General features: G+C 63.7%; 19 protein-coding genes and 1 pseudogene. 5 read left to right on the forward strand and 15 right to left on the reverse strand.

What is annotated here, in order from left to right:
• Positions 1 to 133: 133 nt before the first annotated feature.
• The 3 genes and pseudogenes from ACVOL0_RS08920 to ACVOL0_RS08930 form a co-directional block, all read right to left on the reverse strand.
• Entirely contained in the window at positions 134 to 3,298 is a 3,165-nt protein-coding gene (locus tag ACVOL0_RS08920) for a multidrug efflux RND transporter permease subunit (protein ID WP_481548787.1), read from the reverse strand.
• 27 nt (positions 3,299 to 3,325) lie between these two features.
• Positions 3,326 to 4,492: pseudogene (locus tag ACVOL0_RS08925) on the reverse strand (efflux RND transporter periplasmic adaptor subunit); the annotation flags it as partial.
• Entirely contained in the window at positions 4,489 to 5,154 is a 666-nt protein-coding gene (locus ACVOL0_RS08930) for a TetR/AcrR family transcriptional regulator (RefSeq protein WP_481548788.1), read from the reverse strand. The pseudogene ACVOL0_RS08925 and the gene ACVOL0_RS08930, both read right to left, overlap by 4 nt.
• Before the next feature lie 246 nt (positions 5,155 to 5,400).
• On the opposite strand from ACVOL0_RS08930, the gene ACVOL0_RS08935 reads away from it, so the two are divergent.
• From ACVOL0_RS08935 to ACVOL0_RS08950, 4 genes are all read left to right on the forward strand, one after another.
• Entirely contained in the window at positions 5,401 to 10,383 is a 4,983-nt protein-coding gene (locus ACVOL0_RS08935) for an NAD-glutamate dehydrogenase (protein WP_481548789.1), read from the forward strand.
• 369 nt (positions 10,384 to 10,752) lie between these two features.
• A complete protein-coding gene (locus ACVOL0_RS08940) occupies positions 10,753 to 11,517 on the forward strand; it encodes an NAD kinase (protein WP_481548790.1) in 765 nt (254 codons plus the stop codon).
• Positions 11,518 to 11,615: 98 nt separating this feature from the next.
• The gene (locus ACVOL0_RS08945; RefSeq protein ID WP_481548791.1) at positions 11,616 to 12,560 is read left to right on the forward strand and encodes a 5'-nucleotidase; all 945 of its coding nucleotides are present in this window, start codon (positions 11,616 to 11,618) and stop codon (positions 12,558 to 12,560) included.
• A gap of 445 nt (positions 12,561 to 13,005) precedes the next feature.
• Positions 13,006 to 14,379, forward strand: a complete 1,374-nt coding sequence (locus tag ACVOL0_RS08950; protein ID WP_481548792.1) for an NAD(P)-binding domain-containing protein — start codon at positions 13,006 to 13,008, stop codon at positions 14,377 to 14,379.
• Between the two features lie 15 nt (positions 14,380 to 14,394).
• On the opposite strand, the gene ACVOL0_RS08955 is transcribed toward ACVOL0_RS08950, so the two are convergent.
• The 12 genes from ACVOL0_RS08955 to asnS form a co-directional block, all read right to left on the reverse strand.
• Positions 14,395 to 14,949: a DUF2939 domain-containing protein gene (locus ACVOL0_RS08955; RefSeq protein WP_481548793.1), complete on the reverse strand. Its 555-nt coding sequence runs from the start codon at positions 14,947 to 14,949 to the stop codon at positions 14,395 to 14,397.
• Positions 14,950 to 14,968: 19 nt separating this feature from the next.
• Complete coding sequence (locus tag ACVOL0_RS08960) at positions 14,969 to 15,442, reverse strand: SRPBCC family protein (protein ID WP_481548794.1); 474 nt, start codon at positions 15,440 to 15,442, stop codon at positions 14,969 to 14,971.
• A gap of 71 nt (positions 15,443 to 15,513) precedes the next feature.
• Positions 15,514 to 16,200 carry a DUF2461 domain-containing protein gene (locus ACVOL0_RS08965; RefSeq protein ID WP_282266112.1) on the reverse strand — a complete coding sequence of 229 codons (687 nt, stop codon included), beginning with the start codon at positions 16,198 to 16,200 and terminating at the stop codon, positions 15,514 to 15,516.
• The gene (sbcB, locus tag ACVOL0_RS08970) at positions 16,197 to 17,636 is read right to left on the reverse strand and encodes an exodeoxyribonuclease I (protein ID WP_481548795.1); all 1,440 of its coding nucleotides are present in this window, start codon (positions 17,634 to 17,636) and stop codon (positions 16,197 to 16,199) included. Before sbcB ends, ACVOL0_RS08965 begins: the two co-directional genes overlap by 4 nt.
• Positions 17,636 to 19,006, reverse strand: a complete 1,371-nt coding sequence (locus ACVOL0_RS08975; RefSeq protein WP_481548796.1) for an FAD-dependent oxidoreductase — start codon at positions 19,004 to 19,006, stop codon at positions 17,636 to 17,638. The genes sbcB and ACVOL0_RS08975 overlap by 1 nt, the downstream gene beginning before the upstream one ends.
• Positions 19,007 to 19,024: 18 nt before the next feature.
• Positions 19,025 to 20,299, reverse strand: a complete 1,275-nt coding sequence (gene kynU, locus ACVOL0_RS08980) for a kynureninase (protein WP_481548797.1) — start codon at positions 20,297 to 20,299, stop codon at positions 19,025 to 19,027.
• A gap of 50 nt (positions 20,300 to 20,349) precedes the next feature.
• Positions 20,350 to 20,877: a 3-hydroxyanthranilate 3,4-dioxygenase gene (locus ACVOL0_RS08985; protein ID WP_481548798.1), complete on the reverse strand. Its 528-nt coding sequence runs from the start codon at positions 20,875 to 20,877 to the stop codon at positions 20,350 to 20,352.
• A gap of 190 nt (positions 20,878 to 21,067) precedes the next feature.
• Entirely contained in the window at positions 21,068 to 21,730 is a 663-nt protein-coding gene (gene can, locus ACVOL0_RS08990; RefSeq protein ID WP_313169969.1) for a carbonate dehydratase, read from the reverse strand.
• A gap of 81 nt (positions 21,731 to 21,811) precedes the next feature.
• Positions 21,812 to 22,456 (reverse strand): FMN-binding negative transcriptional regulator, encoded by a 645-nt coding sequence (locus ACVOL0_RS08995; RefSeq protein WP_481548799.1) that lies wholly within the window; start codon positions 22,454 to 22,456, stop codon positions 21,812 to 21,814.
• 10 nt (positions 22,457 to 22,466) lie between these two features.
• On the reverse strand, positions 22,467 to 22,778 hold the full coding sequence (locus ACVOL0_RS09000; protein ID WP_481548800.1) for a hypothetical protein: 312 nt from the start codon (positions 22,776 to 22,778) through the stop codon (positions 22,467 to 22,469).
• Entirely contained in the window at positions 22,775 to 23,080 is a 306-nt protein-coding gene (locus ACVOL0_RS09005) for a hypothetical protein (protein ID WP_481548801.1), read from the reverse strand. The genes ACVOL0_RS09000 and ACVOL0_RS09005 overlap by 4 nt, the downstream gene beginning before the upstream one ends.
• Positions 23,081 to 23,112: 32 nt before the next feature.
• The gene (asnS, locus tag ACVOL0_RS09010) at positions 23,113 to 24,507 is read right to left on the reverse strand and encodes an asparagine--tRNA ligase (RefSeq protein ID WP_481548802.1); all 1,395 of its coding nucleotides are present in this window, start codon (positions 24,505 to 24,507) and stop codon (positions 23,113 to 23,115) included.
• Positions 24,508 to 24,656: 149 nt separating this feature from the next.
• On the opposite strand from asnS, the gene ACVOL0_RS09015 reads away from it, so the two are divergent.
• Complete coding sequence (locus tag ACVOL0_RS09015; RefSeq protein ID WP_481532009.1) at positions 24,657 to 24,995, forward strand: HesB/IscA family protein; 339 nt, start codon at positions 24,657 to 24,659, stop codon at positions 24,993 to 24,995.
• The last annotated feature ends 109 nt before the right edge of the window (positions 24,996 to 25,104 follow it).

The raw sequence follows: 25,104 nt of genomic DNA on the forward strand, positions 1-25,104 counted from the left end.
CCGCCCGCCCCCGGCCGCGCCCGGCCCGGCCCTGGCGGCCCCCTCTCCCCCTGCCCCCCCCCCCCCCCCCCCCCCCCCCCCCCCACTACACAAAGCCACAAAAAAAGCCCCGGCAGTGCCGGGGCTTTTCGTATCAGCGGTCCTTCTGGATCGCGTGCACCTTGTGCTGTTCGATGTACTCCTTGGACTGCTCGTCCAACTTGTCACCGAGCATGCGCCGCACGCTGACGAAAAACAGCGGAATCAGCAGCACGCCGATCACGGTGGCGAACAACATGCCGCCGATCACGCCGGTACCCAACGAGTGACGCGCATTGGCGCCGGCGCCGGTGGAGATCGCCATCGGCAGCACGCCGAGGATGAAGGCGAACGAGGTCATCAGAATCGGGCGGAAACGCAGATGCGCCGCCTCGATGGTCGCTTCACGCAGGGTCTTGCCGGCGGCACGCTGTTCCACAGCGAACTCGACGATAAGAATCGCGTTTTTCGCCGCCAGACCAATCACCGTCACCATGCCGATCTTGAAGTACAGATCGTTCGGCAAGCCGCGCATCAGTGAGAACACCACCGCACCGAGGATGCCGACCGGCACCACCAGCAGCACCGAGACCGGGATCGACCAGCTCTCGTACAGTGCGGCCAGGCACAGGAACACCACCACGATCGACAACACCATCAACAGCGTTGCGGCGTTGCCGGCGAGGATTTCCTGGTAGGACATGCCCGACCAGTCGAAGCCGAAGCCCACCGGCAGGTCGTCATGCACCAGCCGTTCCATGGTGTTCATTGCCTGCCCGGAGCTGCCGCCCGGTGCCGGCGCGCCGACGATGTTGACTGCCGAATAGCCGTTGTAGCGGTTCAATGCCGGCGGGGCATAGATCCACTCGGACTTGACCACCGCGCTGAGCGGGATCATTGCCGGTTGACCGGTTGCGTCCTTGCTCAGGGAACTCGGCACGAAATAGCTGTTCAACGATTCCGGGCCGGTGCGGTATGCCGCGTCGGCCTGCATGTTGACGCGCTTGATGCGGCCGCCATAGAAGAAGTCATTGACGTAGACCGGTGCCAGCATCATCTGGATGGCGGTATACACGTCATTGACCGACACGCCCATGGCCTGGGCCTGCACGCGGTCAACCTTCAACTGCAGCTGCGGTGCGTTTTCCAGCGTATTGGGACGTACGCCAACCAGTGACTTGTCCTGGCTGGCTGCACCCAACAAGGTGTTGCGCGCATCCATCAAGGCATCCTGGCCCGCACCGGCGCGGTCCTGCAGCCACATGTCGAAGCCGCCGAACTGACCCAGGCCCTGCACGGTTGGCAGGTTGACGAAGAAGATCTGTGCATCCTTGATGCCGTAGGCCTTCTTGTTCATTTTCTGGATGAACTCGGGTGCGGTTTCCTTGCGCTCGCTCCAGTCCTTGAGGCGGACGAAGGCCATACCCACGTTCTCGCCGGCACCGATGAAGCTGAAGCCGGTGATCTGCATCAGGCCTTCGAAGGCCTCTTCATCCTGCAAGGTGCCCAGCAGCTGATCGAACACGGCGCTGGTACGGGTCTTGGTGGCACCCGGCGGCAACTGCACGATGGCCAGTGCATAGCCCTGGTCTTCTTCAGGCAGGAAGCTGCCCGGCAGGCGGGTGAACAGGAAGCCGCACAGCACCAGCAGCAGGGCGAACACCATCAACCAGCGCGGGGCGTGCCTGATGACGCCACCAACGGTGCCGACATAGCTCTTTTCCAGCTTGCCGTAGTACTTGTTGAAGGTGCGGTAGACCCAGTTCGGGTTGTCGTTGTGGGTGGGCTTGAGGAAGGCCGCACACAGCGCCGGGGTGAAGGTCAATGCCAGCAGTGCCGAGAACGCCATAGCCATGGCGATGGTCAAGGCGAACTGCTTGTAGATCTCACCGGATGCACCCGGCTGCAGCGCAGACGGAATGAATACCGCCGCCAGCACCACGGTGATGGCGACCACGGCGCCGGTGATCTGGCCCATGGCTTTCTGCGTGGCCGGCTTCGGATCGAGCTTTTCCTCGGTCATGATGCGTTCGACGTTTTCGATGACGACGATGGCGTCATCGACCACGATGCCGATGGCAAGCACCATCGCGAACAGGGTCAGCTGGTTGATGGTGAAGCCGATGGCCAGCATGCCCATGAAGGTGCCGAGCAGGGCGACCGGGATGACCAGGGTGGGGATGATGGTGGCGCGGAAGTTCTGCAGGAACACCAGCATCACCAGGAACACCAGGATGATGGCTTCGACCAGGGTATGGACCACTTCTTCAATCGAGATGGTCACGAAGGTGGTGCTGTCGTACGGCGTGAACCAGCTCACGCCGGGCGGGAAGCTCGGGGCCAGCTCGTCCATCTTCGCGCGCACGGCTTCGGATACATCAAGCGCGTTCGCACCCGGCAGCAGCTGGATGGCGAATACTGCCACCGGCTTGCCGTTGTACTTGGTGTCGAAGCCATAGTTCGATGCACCGAAGGAAACCTTGGCAACGTCCTTGAGCTTGACCACGCTGCCGTCGTTGTTGGCACGCAGGATGGTGTTCTCGAACTCTTCCGGCGAGCTGTAACGGCCCTCGGCGGCAACCGTGGCAGTGAACGCCTGGCCGTTGGGAGCGGGGTCTCCGCCCACCGAGCCGGCAGCGAACTGCAGGTTCTGGGTGCCGATGGCGTTGTACACGTCAGTTGCCGACAGGTGATAACCCTGCAGCTTTTCCGGATTCAGCCATACGCGCATGGCGTACTCGGAACCGAACTGCTGGGTGCTGCCGACGCCGGGAACACGCGAAACCTGTTCCAGCACGCGCGCACCGACGATGTCGTTCAGCGCGTCGCGGTCTACCGTGCCGTCATCTGAACGCACACCGATGGCCATCAGGAAGCCGGCGTTGGCCTTGGCCACCACCACGCCCTGCTTGGTCACTTCCGAGGGCAGGCGCGGCGTCGCCAGCGACACCTTGTTCTGCACCTGCACCTGGGCGATATCGGCATCGGTGCCGCTATCGAAGGTCAGGGTGATGGTGACGCGGCCGTTCGATGACGAAGACGAACTGAAGTACATCAGGTTGTCGATGCCAGTCAGCTGCTGCTCGATCACCTGGGTGACCGATTTTTCCGCGGTGGACGCACTGGCGCCCGGGTAGTTGGCAGTGACCGTCACCTGCGGTGGCGCCACGCTGGGGTAGGACTCGATACCCAGGTTGAGGATCGAGATCACGCCGCCAAGCGAGATCAGGATCGCCACCACCCAGGCGAAGACGGGATGCTCGATGAAGAATTTAGGCATGACGGAGTCCCGTTATTCCTTCTTTGCCGCGGCTGCCGCAGGCGCGCCAGCGGCGGGCTTGGCGGCTTCGGGCTGCCATGGCTTGGCCGTGGCAGCTGCGCCTTCCTTGACCTTCTGCAAGCCCGAAACAATGATCTGGTCGCCAGCAGCCAGGCCGGAGGAGACCAGCCAGTTGCCGCCTTGCTGGTTGTCCAGGGTGACGTTCTTGCGCACGACCTTGCCGTCCTTGCCCACGATCAGCACGTAGCCGCCCTGGGTATCACGCTGCACAGCCGCCTGCGGAACCAGGAAGGCATTGTGGCGCTCGCCCAGGTTGGCCTTGAAGCTGACGAACGAGCCCGGCAGCAGGATGTGGTCCGGGTTGGGCAGCTGCGCACGCAGCGACACCGTGCCGGTGGCCGGATCAACCGTGGTCGAGGAGAAGTCCAAGGTGCCTTCGTGCGCATAGGCACTGCCATCAGGCAGGTTGACCTGCACGGTGGTCTTGCCGTCGCCGGCCAACGCCACCGCGCCCTTGTCCTGGGCTGCACGTAGCAGACTCAGTTCGTCGGCGGTCATCGAGAAGTTCACATACAGCGGATCGATCTGGTCGACGGTGGTCAGCAGGGTCACATCACCCTGGCCGACCAGTGCACCCTCGGTGACCTGCTGCTTGCCGGCCTGGCCGGCAATCGGGGCTGTGACGCGGGCATAGCCAAGATTGATGCGGGCGGTGGTGACGGCCGCTTCTGCCTGCTGCACGGCGGCGGCAGAGGAGCGCTCGGCGGCCTCGGCACTGTCCAGGTCGGATTTGGACACGTAGCTCTGCGGTGCCAGCGAGCGGGCGCGGTTGGCAGTGGCGCGGGCATTGGCATACGTGGCGCGGGCCGACGCCAGGGCGCCCTCGGCCGATGCCAGCGCGGCCTGCAACGGTGCCGGGTCGATCAGGAACAGCACCTGGCCTTCCTTGACCGCGCTGCCTTCTTCATAGACGCGCTTCTGCAGCACGCCGGCCACGCGGGCGCGGACATCGGCAGAACGGTAAGGCGACAGGCGGCCCACCAGTTCACGCTGCAGCGGCAGGGTCTGCGGCTTGGCGTCGACTACGCCAACCTCCTGCGGGGGCGGTGCGGCTTGCTCCTGCGGCTTTTTACAGGCTGCAAGGCTCAGTGTCGCTGCACAGGTGAGAGCGAGGAGACGGAGTGGGGCGGTCATCGGGAGAAACTCCGGGTGTTGTTTTTATTTGGAGCTGCGGCGGCTTCATACGTAGAAGCAAAAGCGCGTAGAAAGCCGTCAGTAGCAAATTCGGCCCAGCGGCGACGCTGCTGTGGATCATCGCGGTAGGGGGTGTGAAAACGCTGTCGTTCAAAATCCTGCCCGGCAATCATGCTGATCAACAGTTCGGCCATGAACTGCGGGTCGTCATGCTTGAGGCGACCGCGCTGCATTTCGGTTTGCATCCATTCAGCAACATGGTTGCGGAGCGCTTCGTTGCTCCCCAGGTACATGAACTGTGCTTCGTCGCGGAACTCATGGACGCTGGCGCCGATCAGCTGTGCGGTGCGGCGGACATTGGGCTTGTTGCGATGTTCAAGATAGCCGATGGCAAAGTCGAGCACTGTTTCGTGCAACGGCTTGTTTTCACACACAGATAACGCTGCGGTCGCGGTCGATACATGGAGCTGCATCGCTTGTCGCAACAGCTCGCGCTTGCTGCCGTAGCGGCTGTAGAGCGTCTGCTTGGAGCAACCCGCCGCCGCCGCTATGGAATCCATACTCAGGCGTATGCCTTGTTTGGCCAATAGCTCACGCACCGCTTCGAGCACGCGCTGGTCACGCCCGTCGGTTGGCGCGGAGGTGGCAGAGGGGGTTTGCATAAGCGGTGGACTATACCGTCCAGTTCAGAAACACCGCAATGTAATTCGTCTTTCACAGCGTCCGGTGAGCAAATGAGATTCAGGTGGCGGACATTGTCTGCTGCTCGCCTACCAACAAATCCGTGGCTTTCGCTACCGTTCGGCAGCAACTTGCGATGCAGATAATGCGGCCCTGCAGCAAGGTTCTTTTTGTTACCAGCGATACAATCGCGGTTTCTCCAAACGAGCAACACCCAAAGCTCTGCCATGAAATCGCAAAACAGTGCTGCCAAGTCCGTAAAGACGAAATCCAAACCAGCCGTGAAGCAGAGCATCGCCGACGCTGGCCTCTCGCTAGAACCGGTATTTGCAGCCTTGCGGAAGCGTTATCCCGCTGCGGCCGCACAGGCGCAGGCAGTGGCTTTTGCTACGGCGTTCTACAAGCGCATGGAAGCCGATGAGTTCACCCTGCACTCGGCCGATGATTGGGCGGTGTTGGCTGCGGGCATGCTCGAGTTCGCTCGCGCCCGCAAGCCGGGCAAGGCCAATGTGCGCGTGTTCAACCCGACGCTGAAGGCGGACGGTTGGGAGTCGGCACATACCGTGCTGCAGATCGTCAACGACGACATGCCATTCCTGGTGGACACGGTGACGCTGGCATTGGCCGAGCAGGGCATCGGTGTGCATGTATTGGGTCATCCGGTGATCAGCATTGCGCGCGACAAGGCTGGCAAGCTCAGCAGCGTGGGTGATGGCAAGCTGGAATCGGTGATGTTGCTGGAGATCGACCGCCAGCCGGCCGATGCACTGGATGCCGTTGCCAAGCGCGTCAGCGGCGCAGTGGAAGACGTGCGCGCCATCGTCAACGATTGGCAGCCAATGACCGACAAGGCTTTGGCATTGGCTGATGACCTGGGCAAGCGCACCCTGCCAGTGAGCAAGGAGTCGCGTGCCGAGGCGCAGGAATTCCTGCGTTGGGCCGCCGACAACCATTTCACCTTCTTCGGCTACCGTGAGTACAAGGTCGAGAAGAAGGGCAAGGAAGAAGTGCTGGTCGCACAGAACGGCACCGGCCTGGGCCTGATGCGCGGCAAGGACACGATGGTCGCGCGCCCGGTCAAGGGTTTGGCCGCTGAAGGCCTGAATGCCACCAGCAGCCTGCACGATGCACTGATCCTGACCAAGACCAATGCCCGTTCGCATATCCACCGCGGCGGCTACATGGACTACATCGGCGTGCTGGAATTCGACGCCAAGGGCAAGATCATCGGCGAGCAGCGTTTCCTCGGCCTGTTCACCTCCAGCGCCTACAACCGCCGCCCGTGGGAGATCCCGCTGGTGCGCCAGCGCTATGAGAACGTGATGGCGCGTTCGGGCCTGAGCCTGTCCAGCCACAGCGGCAAGGCACTGCGTCACATCCTGGAGTCGCTGCCGCGCGAAGAGCTGTTCCAGTCCAGCGAGGACGAGCTGTTCCGCACCGCCATGGGCGTGCTCGGCCTGCAGGAGCGCGTGCGCAGCCGCCTGTTCCTGCGCCGTGACAAGTTCAGCCGCTTCATCTCGGCGCTGGTGTTCCTGCCGCGCGAACGCTTCAACACCGACGTGCGCCTGCGCGTTGAAAACATGCTCAAGGACGCGCTGCACGGTGAGTACGTCGATTCCAGCGTGGTGCTGGGTGATTCGCCGCTGGCCCAGGTACACCTGATCGTGCGTCCCAAGGCCGGCGAAAGCCTGGAGCTGGACGTGGAAGGCATGGAGAAGCGCCTGGCCCACGTACTGCGCAACTGGCAGGATGACCTGCGCGAAGCGCTGGTCGGCAGCCATGGCGAAGGCGAAGGCCTGCGCATCGCCTCGCGTATCGGCAAGGCATTGCCGGCCGGCTACATCGAGGACTCCAGCGCTGAAATCGCTGCGGCCGACGTGGCCCAGCTGGACGCGTTGACCGGTCCGGACGATCTGCGCCTGAGCCTGCAGGCGATCCGCCGCGACGACGTCGACGGCCTGCGCCTGAAGCTGTATCGCCAGCTCAAGGACATCCCGCTGTCCGATGTGCTGCCGATGATGGAAAACATGGGCCTGCGCGTGATGGCGGAGCGCCCGTACAAGCTGATGGTCGACGATGCACCGGTGTACGTGCAGGACTTCGAAGTCGAGTCGGCCATCGGCACGATCGACCCGGCCAATGCCAATGCCGCCTTCAGCGACGCGTTCGCACGCGTCTGGCACGGCGATGCCGAGAACGACGGCTTCAACCGTCTGGTGCTGGGCGCCGGCCTGGACTGGCGCCAGGTGTCGATGCTGCGTGGCTACTGCAAGTACCTGCTGCAGATCGGCGTGCCGTTCTCGCAGGCCTATGTGGAAGGCACCTTCAACCGCTACCCGCTGCTGGCGCGCCTGATCGTGGAACTGTTCGAAGCCCGCTTCGAGCCGACCCCGTCGGCCGACAAGGCAGTGCTGGACGCGCAGCTGGCCCAGTTCAAGCTGCTGGCCGGTGACGACGCTGCCACCCTCAAGCTGCTCGACGGCGTGGTCAAGGCGCGCAAGAGCGACCGTGCCGCGCGCATGGCGCTGGTGCACGAGGTGCTGGTCAAGCTGCTGGACGGCGTGTCCAGCCTGGACGAAGACCGCATCCTGCGCAGCTTCATCGGCGTGATCGAAGCCACCCTGCGTACCAGCTACTACCTGGTGCGCAAGGACGGTGTGCGCGCCGATGGCGGCCCGGCCGACTACATCAGCTTCAAGTTCGACGCTGCCAAGGTGCCGGACCTGCCCAAGCCGCGCCCGTACCGCGAAATCTTCGTGTGCGGCCCGCGCGTGGAAGGTACCCATCTGCGCTTCGGCCCGGTGGCCCGTGGCGGCCTGCGCTGGTCGGACCGTCGCGAAGACTTCCGCACCGAGGTGCTGGGCCTGGTCAAGGCACAGATGGTGAAGAACACCGTGATCGTGCCGGTTGGCTCCAAGGGCGGCTTCTTCGCCAAGCAGCTGCCGGATCCGTCGGTGGACCGTGACGCCTGGTTCGCCGAGGGCGTGGCCTGCTACAAGCGCTTCATCAACGGCCTGCTCGACATCACCGACAACATCGTCAACAACAAGATCGTGCCGCCGCAGGGCGTGGTGCGTCATGACATGGACGATCCGTACCTGGTCGTCGCCGCCGACAAGGGCACCGCCACGTTCTCCGACACCGCCAACGGCATCGCCCGTGCGCACGGTTTCTGGCTGGACGACGCGTTTGCTTCCGGCGGCTCGGTTGGTTACGACCACAAGGGCATGGGCATCACCGCACGTGGTGCGTGGGAGTCGGTCAAGCGCCACTTCCGTGCACTGGGCCGCGACTGCCAGAAGCAGGACTTCACCGTGGTCGGCGTCGGCGACATGTCCGGCGACGTGTTCGGCAACGGCATGCTGCTGTCCGAGCACATCCGCTTGGTCTGCGCCTTCGATCACCGCCACATCTTCCTCGACCCGAACCCGACCGCTGCCAGCTCGTTCAAGGAACGCGCGCGCATGTTCAAGGTGCCGCGTTCGAGCTGGGCGGACTACGACAGCAAGTTGATCAGCAAGGGCGGCGGCATTTACCCGCGTTCGCTCAAGTCGATCGAGATCACCCCGGAAGTGCGTGAAGCACTGGGCATCGACGCCAGCATCAAGGCGATGAACCCGACCGACCTGATCAATGCCGCGCTGAAGGCGCCGGTTGACCTGCTGTGGAACGGCGGCATCGGCACCTACGTCAAGTCGGCAACCGAGACCAATGCCGATGTCGGCGACCGCGCCAACAACGGCCTGCGCGTCAACGGCGGCGAGCTGCGCTGCAAGATCGTGGGCGAGGGCGGCAACCTGGGCATGACCCAGCTTGGCCGCATCGAGGCCGCGCAGGTTGGCGTGCTGCTCAACACCGACTTCATCGACAACTCGGCCGGTGTGGATACCTCCGACCACGAAGTCAACATCAAGATCCTGCTCAACGACGTGGTGCGTGCCAAGAAGCTCACCGTGGAGCAGCGCAACAAGCTGCTGGCCTCGATGACTGACGAGGTTGGCGAGCTGGTGCTGATGGACAACTACCGCCAGAACCAGGCACTGAGCCTGATGGAGCGGATGAGCAGCAAGCGTCTGGGTTCCAAGCAGCACTTCATCCGTACGCTGGAGAAGCAGGGCCTGCTCGATCGCCAGATCGAGTTCCTGCCGTCCGACGCCGAGCTGTCGGCACGCAAGCTGCGTGGCCAGGGCCTGACCCGTCCGGAACTGGCGGTGCTGCTGTCGTATTCCAAGATCGTCGCCTTCCAGCAGTTGCTGGAGTCTGACATCCCGGAAGATCCGTACCTGTCCAAGGAGCTGCTGCGTTACTTCCCGCAGCCGCTGCAGAAGAAGTACGCCGACGCGATGGAGCGTCACCGCCTGAAGCGCGAAATCATCGCCACGGCCGTGACCAACCAGACCATCAATCGCATGGGCGCCACCTTCCTGATGCGCATGCAGGAAGACACCGGCCGCACCGTGGCCGAGGTCGCCAAGGCCTACACCATCAGCCGTGAAACGCTGGATGCACGTGCACTGTGGACGCAGATCGACGCGCTCGACGGCACCTTGCCGGAAGCGGTGCAGGTGGATGCACTGGAAGTGATCTGGAAGCTGCAGCGTTCGTTCGTGCGTTGGCTGCTGACCCGTCCGGGCGTGATGCCGGGTATCACTGCCGCGGTGGAGCGCTACCAGGGCCCGTTCAACGACATCCGTGTTGCTTCTGGCGTGCTGCCGGATTCGCAGCGCCCGGCCTATGAGGCCAGCGTTGTGGCATGGAAGGAGAAGGGCTTGCCGGCGGCACTGGCACAGCAGCTGTCCGAACTGCAGTTCCTGGAGCCGGCGTTCGACATCATTGAACTGGCGCGTCCGCGCAAGCTCAAGCCGGTGGACGTGTCCAAGGTCCACTTCCGCCTGGGCGAAGCCCTGCAGATGCCGTGGCTGTTCGAGCAGATCGACGCGCTGGAGGTCAACGGCCGTTGGCATGCGGTTGCCCGTGGCGTACTGCGCGACGAGTTGGCTGCGCATCAGCGTGCCTTGACCGGCCAGGTGCTGTCGATGAAGGGTGCGACTGCCGAGGCCAAGGTGGCTGCGTGGTTGAGCCGTGATGACAGCGGCCTGCGCTTCACCCTGGCAATGCTGGCCGAGCTGGCCGAGCAGAAGACGCTGGACTACCCGACGGTGTCGGTGGCGGTGCAGCGTTTGGGCCAGTTGGCGGCGCACGGCGCTTAAAGCGTCTGGTGTTTTGGTTTGCAGAACGGGCCCTTTTGGGCCCGTTCTTTTTTGGTGAAATCAAGAGCTATCCCCTCTCCCCAACCCCCGCTTCGCGCCCCGGCCCTTGCGCTGGCGCAAGGGCGTTCGAGCAGCAGCGAACCAGTGGTTCGCAGCCTGCTGCTCTTACCCCGCAAGGGGAGAGGGGCTAGTGCACCGCGAGCGCAAGCATCCTGCGCAATTGCAGCGTTAGCCCCTCTCCCCTCGCGGGAGAGGGGTTGGGGAGAGGGGGGCTATCACTCCACCCATCAGTTACCAAGCCAACAAACGCACCCGCCGACACACCGGCAGGTTATCCTCGCTCTCCAAGCCGAACCGAAAGACGCGCCCGTGTCCCCCCGAATTGCTTTCCTCGCCAGTACCGTCGAGGCCGCACAGCAGGCTCGTACCGCCCTGGCAGCCCGTTACGGGGACCACAGCCCGGAAGAGGCCGATGTGATCTGCCCGCTGGGTGGCGACGGTTTCATGCTGCAGACCCTGCATCGCCATGGCAGCAAGGGCAAGCCGGTATTCGGCATGAAGCTGGGCACGGTTGGCTTCCTGATGAATCACCATCGCGAAGACGATCTGATCCAACGCCTGGCCTTGGCCGAACCGGCGCACCTGCGCCCGCTGGAAATGATCGCGCTGACCGAGTCCGGTACCACCACCGGCTCGTTGGCTTACAACGACGTGTCGATGCTGCGCCAGACCCGGCAGGCCGCGCATATCGGTATCGATCTGAACGGTCAGCAGCGGGTAGAAGAGTTGATCTGCGACGGCGTGCTGGTCTCCACACCTGCCGGCAGCACCGCCTACAACTACTCCGCGCACGGCCCAATCCTGCCGCTGGGCTCGAACACCATCGCGCTGACGCCGCTGGCCCCGTATCGCCCACGTCGCTGGCGTGGTGCCATCCTCAAGGCCGAGACCGAAGTGCGCTTCCGCGTGCTCGATCCCTATAAGCGTCCGGTCAGCGTCACCGCCGATTCGCACGAAACCCGCGATGTGGTGGAAGTAACCATCCGCGAATCGCGCGAGCGCCAGGTGACCTTGCTGTTCGACCCCGAGCACAACCTCGAAGAGCGCATCCTGAGCGAGCAGTTCATGGTGTGAGGGCGGGGATCGGGGCTGGCGCGATTCGGGATTGGGGGAAGCGCGCCGCTTCCGGGTAGACTGGGTCCCGTTCCTTGACCGTATTGGGTTCATCGTCCATGGGTGACAACACTCCCCGGCTGCTTACCGTCGCGGTTACTTCGCGCGCTTTGTTCGATCTGGAAGAAGGCCATGCCTTGTTCGAACGCGAGGGGCTGGAGGCTTACGCGGCCTACCAGCGGGCACACGAGGATGATGTGCTCAAGCCCGGTGTTGCCTTCCCTGTCGTGCGCAAGTTGCTGGCCTTGAATGACGGCGCGCCGCTGGAAACCCCGCGCGTCGAGGTGATCCTGCTGTCGCGCAACTCGGCCGATACCGGCCTGCGTATCTTCAATTCCATCCAGCACTACAAGCTGGATATCGTGCGCGCCACCTTTACTGCAGGTGAGCCGACCTGGCCTTACGTCAAGCCGTTCGGCACGGATCTGTTCCTGTCAGCCAATCCGGACTCGGTGCGGCGTGCCCTGGTCAATGGCATTGCTGCAGCCACCATCCTGCCGCAGTGCGCCCAGGACGTGGCCACCGCCTCGGCGGCGGCAACCGATACCGGTCGCTCCAAGACCCAACTGCGCATCGCCTTCGATGGTGATGCGGTGATCTTCGGTGATGAGAGCGAGCGCATCTCGCGCGAGCAGGGCGTGGAGGCTTTTGGCCGCCACGAGCGCGAGCGCGCGCATGAGCCGCTCAGTGGTGGCCCGTTCCGTAACTTCCTGTCCGCACTGCACGCCTTGCAGGCGGCGTTCCCGCCGGGCGAGTCGGCACCGATCCGCACCGCGCTGGTAACCGCGCGTTCGGCACCTGCGCACGAACGCGTGATCCGCACCCTGCGGGAGTGGGGCGTGCGGCTGGATGAAGCGCTGTTCCTCGGTGGCCGCCACAAGGGCCCGTTCCTTGAAGCCTTCGGTGCCGATATCTTCTTTGATGATTCGCAGCACAACATCGACAGTGCGCGTCAGCATGTGGCCGCTGGTCATGTGCCGCATGGTGTGGCCAATCCGGATTGAACCGGTTGTTTGTAGGAGCGGCGTGAGCCGCGAAGCTGGTGGCAAGACCGAATGTTTGCTGCCTGCAATTGCAGCCAATGCCGCTTCAGCAACATTTTTGGCTTCGCGGCTTACGCCGCTCCTACAAATGCGTCGCATGCTAGGATGAAGCCGCTTTCGCGGGTTCCAAGCTGAACCAGCGGTAATCCTGCCGCGCCCTGATCTGCACGAATGCAGCAGATCCCTCCCGCACAGCACCCACCCGGTGATCCAGGGGCGGGGCCTGTCCCCGACCGGTAGCGTCAACGTACCTGCCATTCCCTTTCGCGCTGCCTTGCGTGGCGGCCGGGTGTTTCGCGCGCCGCGCGGGACCGGACGCATTGTCTCTCCTGCACGGCGCATATCGCGCCCTTGCGCAGTGCCGTCGCGTTTACGCGATTGCAGCTACACAGGAGAAACAACCCGAATGACCATGCGTATCGCCATTCTTGGAGCCGGCCCGAGCGGCCTGGCGCAACTTCGTGCCTTTGAATCCGCCCGTCGAGGTGGGGCTGAAGTGCCAGAGATCGTCTGCTTTGAAAAGCAATCGGATCTCGGCGGGATGTGGAACTACACATGGCGTACCGGGCTGGATGCTTATGGCGAACCCGTGCATGGCAGCATGTACCGCTACCTCTGGTCGAACGGCCCAAAGGAAGCGCTGGAGTTTGCCGACTACAGTTTCGAAGAGCATTTTGGCCGCCCGATCGCCTCCTATCCGCCACGCGCCGTATTGCGCGACTACATCATGGGCCGCATCGAAAAGAGCGGCGTGCGTGATCAGATCCGCTTCAACATGGCCGTGCAATGGGTCGACTACTCGGAGGAGACCGAGCGCTTCACCGTTACTGTGCGTGACCTGAAGAAGGATGAGTTGCTTACCGAGGAATTTGATCGGGTCATTGTTGCCACGGGCCATTTCTCCACCCCGAATGCGCCGTTCTTCGAGGGCGTGGATCGCTTCCCGGGGCGCGTGCTGCATGCGCATGACTTCCGTGATGCCTGCGAGTTCGCCGACAAGGACCTGCTGCTGGTGGGTAGCAGTTACTCGGCCGAGGACATAGGTACGCAGTGCTACAAATATGGCGCAAGGTCGGTGACCTTCAGCTACCGCAGCGCCGCTACCGGTTATGACTGGCCGGCGGCGTTTGAAGAAAAGCCCTTGCTGCAGCGCGTGGAGGGCAACACCGCGCACTTCATCGATGGCAGCAGCAAGGACGTGGATGCGATCGTGCTGTGCACTGGGTACCAGCATCATTTCCCGTTCCTGCCCGATGCATTGACCTTGCGCACCCGCAACAGGCTGTACCCGGGTGATCTGTACAAGGGCGTGTTCTGGATCGACAACCCCAAGCTGATCTATCTGGGCATGCAGGACCAGTACTACACCTTCAACATGTTCGATGCGCAGGCCTGGTATGCGCGCGATGTGATCCTTGGCAGGATCACGCTGCCGGCGAGCAATGCAATGCGTGCAGACAGCGAAGCCTGGCTGGCGCGTGAGGAGGCGACGACTTCGGCGGCGCAGGACATCGACTTCCAGACAGAGTATGTGCGCGATCTGCTCGATGCCACCGACTATCCGGACTTCAACGTCGAGGCCGTGGCCACGCTGTTCAAACAGTGGAAGCACGACAAGAAGAAGGACATCCTTGGCTATCGCAACTACAGCTATCGATCGGTGCTGACCGGCACGCTGGCACCGCTGCATCACACCCCTTGGATGCAGGCGATGGATGATTCGCTGGAGGCTTTCCTTGCCGACAGCGTCATCGAGGAGCAGCCGCGCAGGATTGCCTGATGGAGATGGCGCCGGTCAGCCCGGCGCCTGTCCCAGTGGCAGCAGGATATTGGTCAGTCGCCAGCGCAGCCCCTGGCGACTGAGCACGAATACGACCTCACGCCCGTCTTCCAGATGGGTCGTGGCGGTGTAGCGCGACAGCGATTCGTAATGACCGGTGGTGTTGGCCAGCGGCTTGGCCGGCGAGGGCGGTGCCCAGGTGTCGCCGCCGACGGTATCGCCGATGGCTCGCTTCCACAGGCTGTCCCCCTGCAGCAGGGCGGCAATGCCCAGGGGGGTGACGAAGGTGTCGACACCTGCGCCGGTGAGGTTGCCGGCCACGCCAAGCGCGACCTGGCCGAACAGACTCGACTGCATGTCGCTGCCGGCGCGGCGCACGATGTAATCGTTGATCTGCGCCTTGATGTTGACCCGCACCGCGCCGAAGTCGACGTGTCGCGCCAGCTTGCCGGTGTCACGCTGTTCGATCGCCTGGCTGATGCCGCGGATCGCCAGATAGGGGCCGCCGATCACGTAGGCGGCCAGCAGCACTGCGATGGCGATGGCGGTGGCGAGTATCCACTTCTTCATTGCGTTGCTGTCCTCGATATCAGGAATGTGCGGGGATGCTGGCTTCGGCCCAGCGGCGCAGCATCACCAGGGTTTCGGCCCAGGCCTGGCTGCAGAAGCCCAGGTACTCGCTGTCGCCATTCCAGCCCAGGTGATGGAACTCGAGCACGGTCATCGGCTCGCCTTCGTGCGGCAGGCCGCGCCAGGCGCCAGGGCTGGCGCGGCGTGACAGGTCGAAGCGGATTTCGGTACCGGTCCAGGCCGAGGCCGGACTTTGCGGCGGGTGGCGGCTGATCACTTCCCAGCGGATGCAGCGCTCGGGAATGATCTCCAATACCTTCAGCGCGACCACGCCGTGGCCGGAGCCGGGGTTGTGGCTGATCACGGTGTCGCCATCGATCACGGACTGCTGGTGCGCAATCCACCATTGGCTCAGCCCCTCGGCCGTGGCCAGTCCGGCGTATACGGTGGCCAGCGGGGCATCGATCCAGACTTGCAGGTGGATGCTGGTCATGGCGGCTTCCTGTCGAAGGTTGCCGCCAAGCGTGCCGCAAACCAGGTTGGTTTGCGTGAAGCCCGCGCCAATCAGAATTCCAGGTCCAGCGCAGCGCACAGGTAGTCGACGAACGGGCCGAGTGCGGCAAGGTCCTTGGCCAGGGTCTGGCGCAGGCGCGGGCCGGTCATCACCTCGTCGTCCAGCGAACGCCACAGCACCCAGTTGCGGTGCTTGAGGTCGTCGATGAACTCGAAGTCGGCCGGGAAGCCGCGCGGTGGCCGTACCAGCTTCTCGCTGCTCTCGAACTCGTAACGCTTGCGCGTGGCCGGCGCATGCGCGGCGGCCTTCCAGCTGCCGGGGTTGTCGAGGATGAACTGGCGCAGACGGCGCTGCACGTCCGGTTCCGGGTGCCAGATGCCGGCGCCGACAAAGCTCTCGCCGGGCGCCAGATGGATGTAATACGACGGCGCTGGCACCTGCTTGCGGCGCTCATGGAACAGGCGTGCACCCTGCCAGGTCTTGTACGGTGCCTTGTCGTGGGAGAAGCGCGAATCACGGTAGATGCGGAACAGCGAGCCGCCAACCGTGCGCGGGTCAGCCTGGAAATGGGTGCTGACTTCGCTCAGGTCCGGCTGCAGGTCGGTGATCAGGCGCAGGAACGGCTGCCGTACATGATCCTCGTACTGCTGCTTGTGTTCGGCAAACCAGGTCTTGTCATTGTGGCGGGCCAGCCCGCGCAGGAACTTGAAGCTGGCATCGCTGAAATATTGGGTCATGGTGTGTCCTGCAGGGTATGGCGCCACTGGTCCAATGCATCCAGCAAGGCCAGTGAGGCCGGGTTGTCCTTGTGTTCTTCGCGCAATTGGGCGATCTGCGCGATGTACTCGGGCAAGGTCTGCTCGGCCAGGCCGGGGGTGGTGAAGCGTTGCTGACGATACGCATCCCAGCGTGAGCGCGCGGTGGCGTCCAGGGTTTGCGGGTGGTTGCGGGCGCGGTAGCGGAACAGCAGCTCGGGCAGGCGCGGGTCGCGGAAGCGCTGTTCCAGCTCGGCCAATGCGTCCGGCGGTGCAGTGCGCACCTTGCTGAGCAGGCCCTTGTCGCCTTCAGCCAGGAAGCCGTCATACAACGAGGCATCGGCGTCGATCGGACCGTCGTTTACGCGCTCACGCGCGAACACCTGGCGCGCCTTCTCGGCCAGTTGCGGGCCAAGTTCGCGCAGCTTTTCTGCCTTGGCTTCAATTGCCGCAGGATCAATCTGCAGGCGCTCGAAATCAGCCTCGCGCAGGTGATTCCAGGCAACCAGCGCCGGCACCTTGTTGAGGTGGACTTCCTTCAGCGGAATCCGTTGCTGGCCTTCGGGCAGGTCGGCCGCGCGGGTATACAGGCGTGCGGTGATTTCTTCGACCGACAGCTCCAGCAAGGGCTCGATATCGCCTTCCAGGTCGAACACGATCACCCGGTTGTTGATGTGCGGATGACGTGCCAGTGGCAGCACAGGTGCGGCGCACAGGCGGCTGGCCGGATAGCGCATCGAGATGTGCAGCACCGGCTCCATCGCCACCACGTCGAGCAGGCTGCCGACATAGCGCTTGTCGCGCAGGCGCAGTGCGTAGTCCCACATGCGCGGTTGCGCCTCACGGAAGCGCCGGGCCATGCCGATGGTGGCGTAGACGTCGGATAGCGCTTCGTGGGCGTCGCCCTCGCGCACATCATTGGCCAGCGCCAGGTGTTCGAGCTTGAAGGAAGTGGCGCCATCTTCGCGCCTGGGCCAGTTGATGCCGTCCGGGCGCAGCGCGTGAACCAAACGCAGCATGTCGAGCAGGTCCCAGCGCGAATTGCCGCTGCGCCATTCACGCTCGTAGGGATCATGGAAGTTGCGGAACAGGCCGTAACGCACGAACTCATCATCGAAGCGCAGGGTGTTGTAACCCAAGGTGCAGGTCTGCGGCTTGCTCATCAACTCGTTGATGCGGGCGAAAGCCTCTGCCTCGCTGACACCTTCGGCCAGCGCATGCTGCGGGGTGATGCCGGTGATCAAGGTGGCGACCGGCGAGGGCAGCAGGTCGTCGGCCGGCTTGACGTAGAAGCTGACCGGCTCGTCGATGATTTTCAGGTTGGCATCGGTGCGCACCGCGGCGAATTGGGCGATGCGGGTGCGGCGCGGGTCCTGGCCGAAGGTTTCCAGGTCGTAGAACAGGAAGCTCTCGGCCATCAGTGTGCTCCTTCCAGCACCGGCAGCCGAGCATGGACGATCTGCTCCAGCGCGGCCCAGTCGATGTTGTCCAGCGAGTCGTGGCCGGCGGTGGCGTCGGCAAGGATGGTCTGCTGCAGACGGGTGCGTTCAAGCGCGACTGCATACGGCGTGTGCAGGAAGGTGACCATCGTGTAATGCGGCACGAAACGGGTTGGCCAGCGTGCCTGCAAGGCGTGCTCCAGCTCGCGCTGCAGCAGGTAGCTTGGATCGGCGACGCGGTCGCGCATCTCAAGATAGTTGTCCAGGGCCATCTGCTGGATGGCGGCGGCATTGGGTTTGCGCTCGGCTTCAAACGCGGCGAAGGCTTGTTCGGTGCCTGGATGCTCGGCCAGGCAGCGCGCCAGCACCACACAGTCCTCGAACGCGCAATTCATGCCCTGGCCGTGGAACGGCACCATCGCATGCGCGGCATCGCCAATCAGCACCGCCTTGCCGCGCTGATGCCAACGTTCCAGGTACAGCGTGCCCAGCAGGCCGGGCGGATGCTGCTCCCAGTCGGCGCGCAGGTCCGGTATCAACGGCAGCGCATCAGCGAAGTCGCGCTGGAACAGCGCCTCCGCCTCGGCACCGTTGCGCACCGTTGCGAAGCTGGGCTCGCCCTCGTTGGGCAGGAACAGGGTGACGGTGAAGGTGCCTTCGTCATTGGGCAGGGCGATGCACATGTAGTTGCCGCGCGGCCAGATGTGCAGGGCATTGGCTTCGATCTGGAAGCTGCCGTCGGCCGCGGGCGGAATCTCCAGCTCCTTGTACGAATGATCGAGGAACTCGATGCGCTCGCCCAACGGCAGCTTGCGGTTCATTGCTGCACGCAGCGCGGAGCCGGCGCCATCGGCACCGATCAGCGGCGTGTTGAAGTGGATGTCGTGCGGCTGGTCGTCGCGGTCATCGATGAAGCGTGCATAGCCTGCATCAAAGTCAACGGTGTGCAGGCGACGGTGGAAATGCACGGTCGCACCGGCTTCTTCGGCCAGTTGCAGCAAGGTGGTGTTGAGGTCCTTGCGATGCACAGACCAGATCACTTCGCTGTCATCACGGCCGTAACGCTGCAGGTCGGGCGCGCCTTCGCGCGGGTGCACCATGCGCCCACGCATCATCACCGCCTTGGCCATCACTTCGTCTTCGACGCCGGCCTGGCGCAGGGCATTGCGGCCGCGTTCGGCAAGCGCAAGATTGATCGAGCGACCGGACTCGTAATCGGCGATACGCGGATCGCCGCGACGTTCATAGACAGTGATCTTCCAACCCTGCCGCGACAGCAGGATTGCGAGTAGTGAGCCGGCCAGGCCGGCGCCGATCAGGGTGAGGCTGCGTGAGGTGGGGGTGTTCAAGTCACAGTATTCCGTTGGTCAGACGCCAGCCCAGGTTTCCACTTCATCGACGAAGCGGTAGACATCGCTGTAGCGGTTGTACAAAGGCGTGGGCGAGATGCGGATGACGTCGGGTTCGCGCCAGTCACCGAGCACGCCGACCGACTGCAGGTACTCGAACAGCGAGCGCCCCTGCGCACGGCCGCCGGCCACGCGCAGCGACAGCTGGCAGCCACGGCGTTCCGGTTCGGCCGGGGTGATGATCTGCAGCACGTGGTCCAGGCGCGCACGCACCATGGTTTCCAGGTAGCCGGTGATCTTCAGTGACTTGGCGCGCAGTGCAGCCATGCCGGCCTCGTCGTACAGCGCCAGTGATGCACGCAGCGGGGCAAGGCCGAGTACCGGGGGGTTGCTCAGCTGCCAGCCTTCGGCGCCGAGTTCGGGCACGAACTCCGGCGCCATCTGGAAGCGGGTGGCCTGCTCATGGCCCCACCAGCCGGCGAAGCGAGGCAGCGAGGTGTCGTTGGCATGGCGTTCGTGTACGAAGGCGCCGGCAACCGCGCCGGGACCTGCATTCAAGTATTTGTAGTGGCACCACACCGCGAAATCGGGTGCGACATCGTGCAGGTTCAATGGCACGTTGCCGACCGAGTGGGCCAGATCGAAACCGATGTTGGCGCCGTGCGCGCGGGCGAGGCGGGTGATTGCGTCCAGATCGAACACCTGGCCGGTGCGGTACTGCACGCCCGGCCACAGCACCAGTGCGACGCGCTTGCCGTGTTCGCTGATGGCCTGCTCGATGGCCTGCATCGAGATGGTGCCGCTGGCTTCGTCCGGCTGCACTTCGATCAGGTCGGTGGCCGGGTTGAAGCCATGGAAGCGGATCTGTGCCTCGACCGCGTGGCGGTCGGTCGGAAAGGCGCCGGCTTCCATCAGGATTGCCGGGCGCTCGCTGCTGGGGCGGTAGAAGCTGACCATCATCAGGTGCAGGTTCACGCTCAGCGTGTTCATCGCGACGACTTCGTGCGGCAGCGCGCCGACCACGCCGGCCAGCGAATCGCGTACCAAACGGTGATAACTCAACCACTGCGTCGGCCCGGTGAAGTGGCCCTCGACAGCGATGCGGCCCCATTGATCCATCACCTCCTGCACCATCGCCTGCGCACCGCGCGGCTGCAGGCCCAGCGAGTTGCCGACGAAATAGGTTTGATCAGCACCTTGGTGCTGAGGAATCAGGAACTGGCCGCGCAGGTGGCGCAGCGGGTCGGCGGCATCAAGCGCGGTGGCGTGGGCAGGTGACAGCGTTTCGTTCATCGGTGCGGACACGTCGAGGATGTAGCCGCAGTGTAACCGCGCCCGGCCACTCAGACCTCGGGCGTGGCTGGTTTGGGTAGCGGATGTACAGCCCCGCATTGTGTGCAGGTACGGTGTTCGGTCGATGCGTGGAACCGGTCGAAGACCTTCGGCAGATCGGTCTCGATGTTCTTCAGGTGGAAGAACTCTTCGTAGATTTTGTGATTGCACTGCTGGCAGAACCACATGAAGCCATCGAGCTCGTGGTCCAGGCGCTTGCGCTCGACCACCAGGCCGATCGAACCGGGCATGCGCTGCGGCGAATGCGGCACGCGGGGTGGCAGCAGGAAGATCTCGCCGGCGCGGATAGGGATGTCGCGTACTGCGCCATCTTCCTGTACGCGCAGCACCATTTCGCCTTCCAGCTGGAAGAACCATTCCGGGCCCTCGTCCCAGTGGTAGTCGTTGCGGCTGTTGGGGCCGGCAACCACCATGACGATGAAGTCACCGTTCTCGATCATCTTGTTGCCTACGGGAGGCTTCAGGAGATGGCGGTGTTCTTCGATCCAGCCGAGCAGGTTCAGGGGTAGGGGGAGCATGCGGGGCCTGTTTGGTGAGGATGGCAGTTTCCTTCTCCCTGCGGGAGAAGGTGCCCGAAGGGCGAAGCTTTTGAACTTCCTTCTCCCCTCGGGAGAAGGTGCCCGAAGGGCGGATGAGGGCCGGTTGTGCCTTGAGCGCGGACCTACCCTCACCCCAACCCCTCTCCCGCAGGGAGAGGGGCTTTCAATCTCAATGCCTTTTGCCCTTCCGCGGCACGAATGACAAGGCCTTCTCATACGCAGGCTGCAGCTCTTCCGGTGCGCCCACATCAATGCCCATCTCGCTGACGCGACCGTCGCGCAGGCTGTAGACCCAGCCGTGCACCATCAGCTTCTGGCCACGGGCCCAGGCGTCCTGCACGATGGTCGAGCGGCAGGCGTTGACCACCTGCTCGATCACGTTCAACTCGCACAGGCGCGCGTGGCGCAGCTCCGGGTCGTCGATCTGCGACAGGATGTCGTCGTGCTTCTGTGCGACATCTCCGACGTGACGCAGCCAGTTGTCAGCCAGGCCTACGCGCACATGGTTCAGTGCTGCATGCACGCCGCCACAGCCGTAATGGCCAACGATCAGGATGTGCTTGATCTTGAGCTGGTCTACCGCGTACTGGATCACGCTCAGGCAGTTCAGGTCGGTGTGCACCACCACGTTGGCGATGTTGCGGTGGACGAAAATCTCGCCTGGCGCCATGCCGATGATCTGGTTGGCCGGGACGCGCGAGTCGGAGCAACCGATCCACAGGTATTCCGGGCTCTGTTGCTTGGCCAACTGATGGAAGAAGTCGGGATCTTCCTTCTCGATCCGGTCCGCCCATTCGCGGTTCTTCTGCAGCAGGTTATGGATGTCTTTCATGGTGAAGCTTCCCTTGCGATCTTGAGGGGGAGGGCGCTGCTGCGCGTTTGCACGGCAGCGTCGCGGGAAACGGGGCGCGGCTCAGGCATTGGGCTGGTCACCGCGCTCACTGCGGTAGAGCTGCATCCACTGCGCCAGTTCGCAGGCCTCTGGCGTGGCCAAGGCCTGCAAGGCCGCGATCACCGCCAGCTGGTTTGCCTGCGGGTGGTTCTGGCTCAGTTTCAGTTTGATCTGGACCTGCTGCACGTCCAGGCGGAAGCCTACGATGGCGCGCAGCGATGGGGCGTGATCATCCAGGCTGGCATCAAACTGCCAGTCCTGGCCGACGCTGGCCTCGAAGAAGTTGCTGGTGTCCGACAGCAGCTGCGCCAATGCCGCCGTGTCATCGAAGCTGTGCAGTTCGCCGACAAGTTCAGCGGCAGCGTAGTTCCAGGTGGGGACGCGCGCCGCGCTTTCCTTGTCCGGATACCAACTGGCCGAGACGTAGCCCTGCGGGCCGTTGACCAATACCTTGGCGCGGCCGAGCTGGCGGGACTGTTTGTTGGCCCTGGCCCAATGGCCGATCAGCTCGACTTTGTCCCCGTCGCGCCGATAAAGCACCGGCACGCGGGTCAGTTCGGGCAATCCATCGCCGCCGGTGGTCAGCAAGGTCACGAACGGGTCGCGCGCCAGCAGGCGATCCAGCCAGAGCAGCTCGGTCTCGACGAAGGCGCGCTGGGCGAACACGAAAGGCCGCTTAGACCCGGGTGCCGAGCAGCTGCACCATGCGCTCGCGCAGCGTGTCGTCGTCGCCCTGCGGTGGGCTCACTTCGTGCAGCGAGAAACCACGATGCAACGCGTCTTCTTCGTCCAGGCCATCAAAGGCGACGAACTCGGCGTCAAACAGCTGTGCGCGGGCAGTGTCTTCACTGTCATAGCTCAGCGTGTTGCCATCGCTGTCCAGGATCTCGGCGGTGCCGCCCGGACGGACCCGCAGGCGTGCCCAGATCAGGGTGCCGCCGAGTTGTGCCAGCCACCACTGGTCGGGAATGTTCTCGAAATCAGTCATTTCAGTACCTGCGAAAAAAGCCACAACAGCAGTGCCATGCCCAGTCCGCCGAGCATCACCAGCAAGGCGATGCGGGCGGGTGTGGCCAACCCGGACAGCGAGCGGTCGGCGATGCCGGTGAAGCCGCGGCCCAGCAGCCAGCGCAGGCACTCTGGTTTGAGAAAGGCGCCGGCACCGAATTCGGTGGCCAGCGCCGGATGCCGGTCGCGGATATGGACCAGCGTCAATGGCCAGAAAATCAGGAAGGCGCTGAGGCCGGCAATGGCCACGCCAACGAAGCAAAGAGCGAAGAACAAGGTCAACGGCACCGCCTCCTGTTACTGGATCAGATGAATCAGAACTCCGCCGAACCCGGTGCGCGCGGGTAGGGGATTGCATCCCGGATGTTGGACAGGCCGCAGACGTAAACCACCAGACGCTCGAAGCCCAGGCCGAAACCGGCATGCGGCACCGAGCCGTAGCGACGGAAATCGCGGTACCACTGGTAGTGCTCCGGATCCAGGCCGAACTGCGCCATGCGTGCGTCGAGCACGTTCAGGCGTTCTTCGCGCTGGCTGCCGCCGATGATCTCGCCGATGCCCGGGGCCAATACGTCCATCGCGGCGACGGTCTTGCCGTCGTCGTTCAGGCGCATGTAGAAGGCCTTGAAGTGTTCCGGGTAGTTGGTGACCACGACCGGGCGGCCGACGTGCTCCTCGGTCAACCAGCGCTCGTGCTCGGTCTGCAGGTCCAGGCCCCATTCGACCGGGTAGTCGAACTTCTTGCCGGACTTCTGCAGCAGGCTGATCGCGTCGGTGTACTCGATGCGCTCGAACGGTGCGTTGACGAAGGCTTCCAGACGGGTGATGGCGTCCTTCTGCACGCGCTCGGCGATGAAGGCCATGTCGTCGGCACGCTCGTCGAGCACGGCGCGGAACAGGTACTTCAGGAATTCTTCGGCCACGCGCGCGTTTTCGGCCAGGTCGGCGAAGGCGATTTCCGGCTCCACCATCCAGAATTCGGCCAGGTGGCGGGTGGTGTGGCTGTTCTCGGCGCGGAAGGTCGGGCCGAAGGTGTAGACCTTGCTCAGTGCCAGACAGTAAGCCTCGACGTTGAGCTGGCCGGACACGGTCAGGAAGGTTTCCTTGCCGAAGAAGTCGCGGCTGAAGTCGATTTCACCGTCACCGGTGCGCGGCAGGTTGGCCATGTCCAGCGTGGATACGCGGAACATCTGGCCGGCACCCTCGGCATCGGAGCTGGTGATGACGGGCGTGCTGATCCAGTAGAAGCCGTTCTCGTGGAAGTAACGGTGCACGGCCTTGGACAGGCAGTCGCGGATACGGGTGACCGCACCGAACAGGTTGGTGCGCGGGCGCAGGTGCGCCACTTCGCGCAGGAACTCTGGCGACATCGGCTTGGGCTGGATCGGGTAGGTCAGCGGATCTTCGACCCAGCCGACGATTTCGAGGCTCTGCGCCTGGATTTCGAAGCTCTGGCCCTTGCCCTGCGACTTGACCAGGGTGCCGGTGGCGATCACCGAGCAGCTCGGGGTCAGCTTCTTGATGTCTTCGAAATTGGACAGCGCTTCGGTGGCCACGACCTGGATCGGGGCAAAGCCCGAGCCATCGCTGACGTTGACGAAGGCCAGTCCAGCCGAGCCGCGCACCGTGCGGACCCACCCGCGGACTGTGACTTCTCCGCCTTCCGGGAATTTCCCGGCAAGGGCGTGTGCAACGCTGACCACCGTCATGACTTGAATCCTCTGTTGATCGACTCGATCTGTGAATGCGAGATTTTAGCGGTTCAACGCCCGGGCAGGCGAGCATTTATCCACGCTTGCAGTCCGCCGGGCCGCCCACATCTATAATTGGACCGTAATTCTGCTGGAGTCGCCCCACCATGGCTGTTCATCTGACCCCCATCGCCCATTCCCGCGTGCAGCGCTTCGTCAGCGGCACCCCGGGTGCGCTTGGCCTGCGTTTTGGCGTGACCCGTACCGGTTGCTCGGGTTGGGGCCACATCACCGACCTGGCCAAGGATGAGCGTGAGGGCGATACCGTGTTCGAGCAGGACGGCGTGCGCATCTACGTGGACGCGCAGAGCCTGCCGCTGGTGGACGGTACCGAAATCGACTTCGGCAAGCAGGGCCTGAGCGAGACCTTCACCTTCAAGAATCCCAATGCAGCGGCCGAATGCGGCTGCGGCGAGAGTTTCACTACCGACGATATGCACCGCTGAGCAAGGCGGCAGTTGCTGGATTGTGGGAGCGGCGTAAGCCGCGAAGCAGGTGCGGTGTCGAGGCCGGCAAGGTTCGGCGCAAAGGACGCCTTACCCTGTAGAGCCGAGC

The sequence above is a fragment of the Stenotrophomonas sp. STEN021 genome (assembly GCF_056760175.1).

Coding starts and splice junctions, on each gene's coding strand:
- ACVOL0_RS09015 (WP_481532009.1), top strand. CDS start 24,657: ATGGCTGTTCATCTGACCCCCATCGCCCATTCCCGCGTGCAGCGCTTC.
- ACVOL0_RS08960 (WP_481548794.1), bottom strand. CDS start 15,442: ATGACCAGCATCCACCTGCAAGTCTGGATCGATGCCCCGCTGGCCACC.
- kynU (WP_481548797.1), bottom strand. CDS start 20,299: ATGAACGAAACGCTGTCACCTGCCCACGCCACCGCGCTTGATGCCGCC.
- asnS (WP_481548802.1), bottom strand. CDS start 24,507: ATGACGGTGGTCAGCGTTGCACACGCCCTTGCCGGGAAATTCCCGGAA.
- ACVOL0_RS08930 (WP_481548788.1), bottom strand. CDS start 5,154: ATGCAAACCCCCTCTGCCACCTCCGCGCCAACCGACGGGCGTGACCAG.
- ACVOL0_RS09000 (WP_481548800.1), bottom strand. CDS start 22,778: ATGACTGATTTCGAGAACATTCCCGACCAGTGGTGGCTGGCACAACTC.
- ACVOL0_RS08965 (WP_282266112.1), bottom strand. CDS start 16,200: ATGACCCAATATTTCAGCGATGCCAGCTTCAAGTTCCTGCGCGGGCTG.
- ACVOL0_RS08935 (WP_481548789.1), top strand. CDS start 5,401: ATGAAATCGCAAAACAGTGCTGCCAAGTCCGTAAAGACGAAATCCAAA.
- sbcB (WP_481548795.1), bottom strand. CDS start 17,636: ATGGCCGAGAGCTTCCTGTTCTACGACCTGGAAACCTTCGGCCAGGAC.
- ACVOL0_RS08950 (WP_481548792.1), top strand. CDS start 13,006: ATGACCATGCGTATCGCCATTCTTGGAGCCGGCCCGAGCGGCCTGGCG.
- ACVOL0_RS08985 (WP_481548798.1), bottom strand. CDS start 20,877: ATGCTCCCCCTACCCCTGAACCTGCTCGGCTGGATCGAAGAACACCGC.
- ACVOL0_RS08945 (WP_481548791.1), top strand. CDS start 11,616: ATGGGTGACAACACTCCCCGGCTGCTTACCGTCGCGGTTACTTCGCGC.
- ACVOL0_RS08920 (WP_481548787.1), bottom strand. CDS start 3,298: ATGCCTAAATTCTTCATCGAGCATCCCGTCTTCGCCTGGGTGGTGGCG.
- ACVOL0_RS08955 (WP_481548793.1), bottom strand. CDS start 14,949: ATGAAGAAGTGGATACTCGCCACCGCCATCGCCATCGCAGTGCTGCTG.
- can (WP_313169969.1), bottom strand. CDS start 21,730: ATGAAAGACATCCATAACCTGCTGCAGAAGAACCGCGAATGGGCGGAC.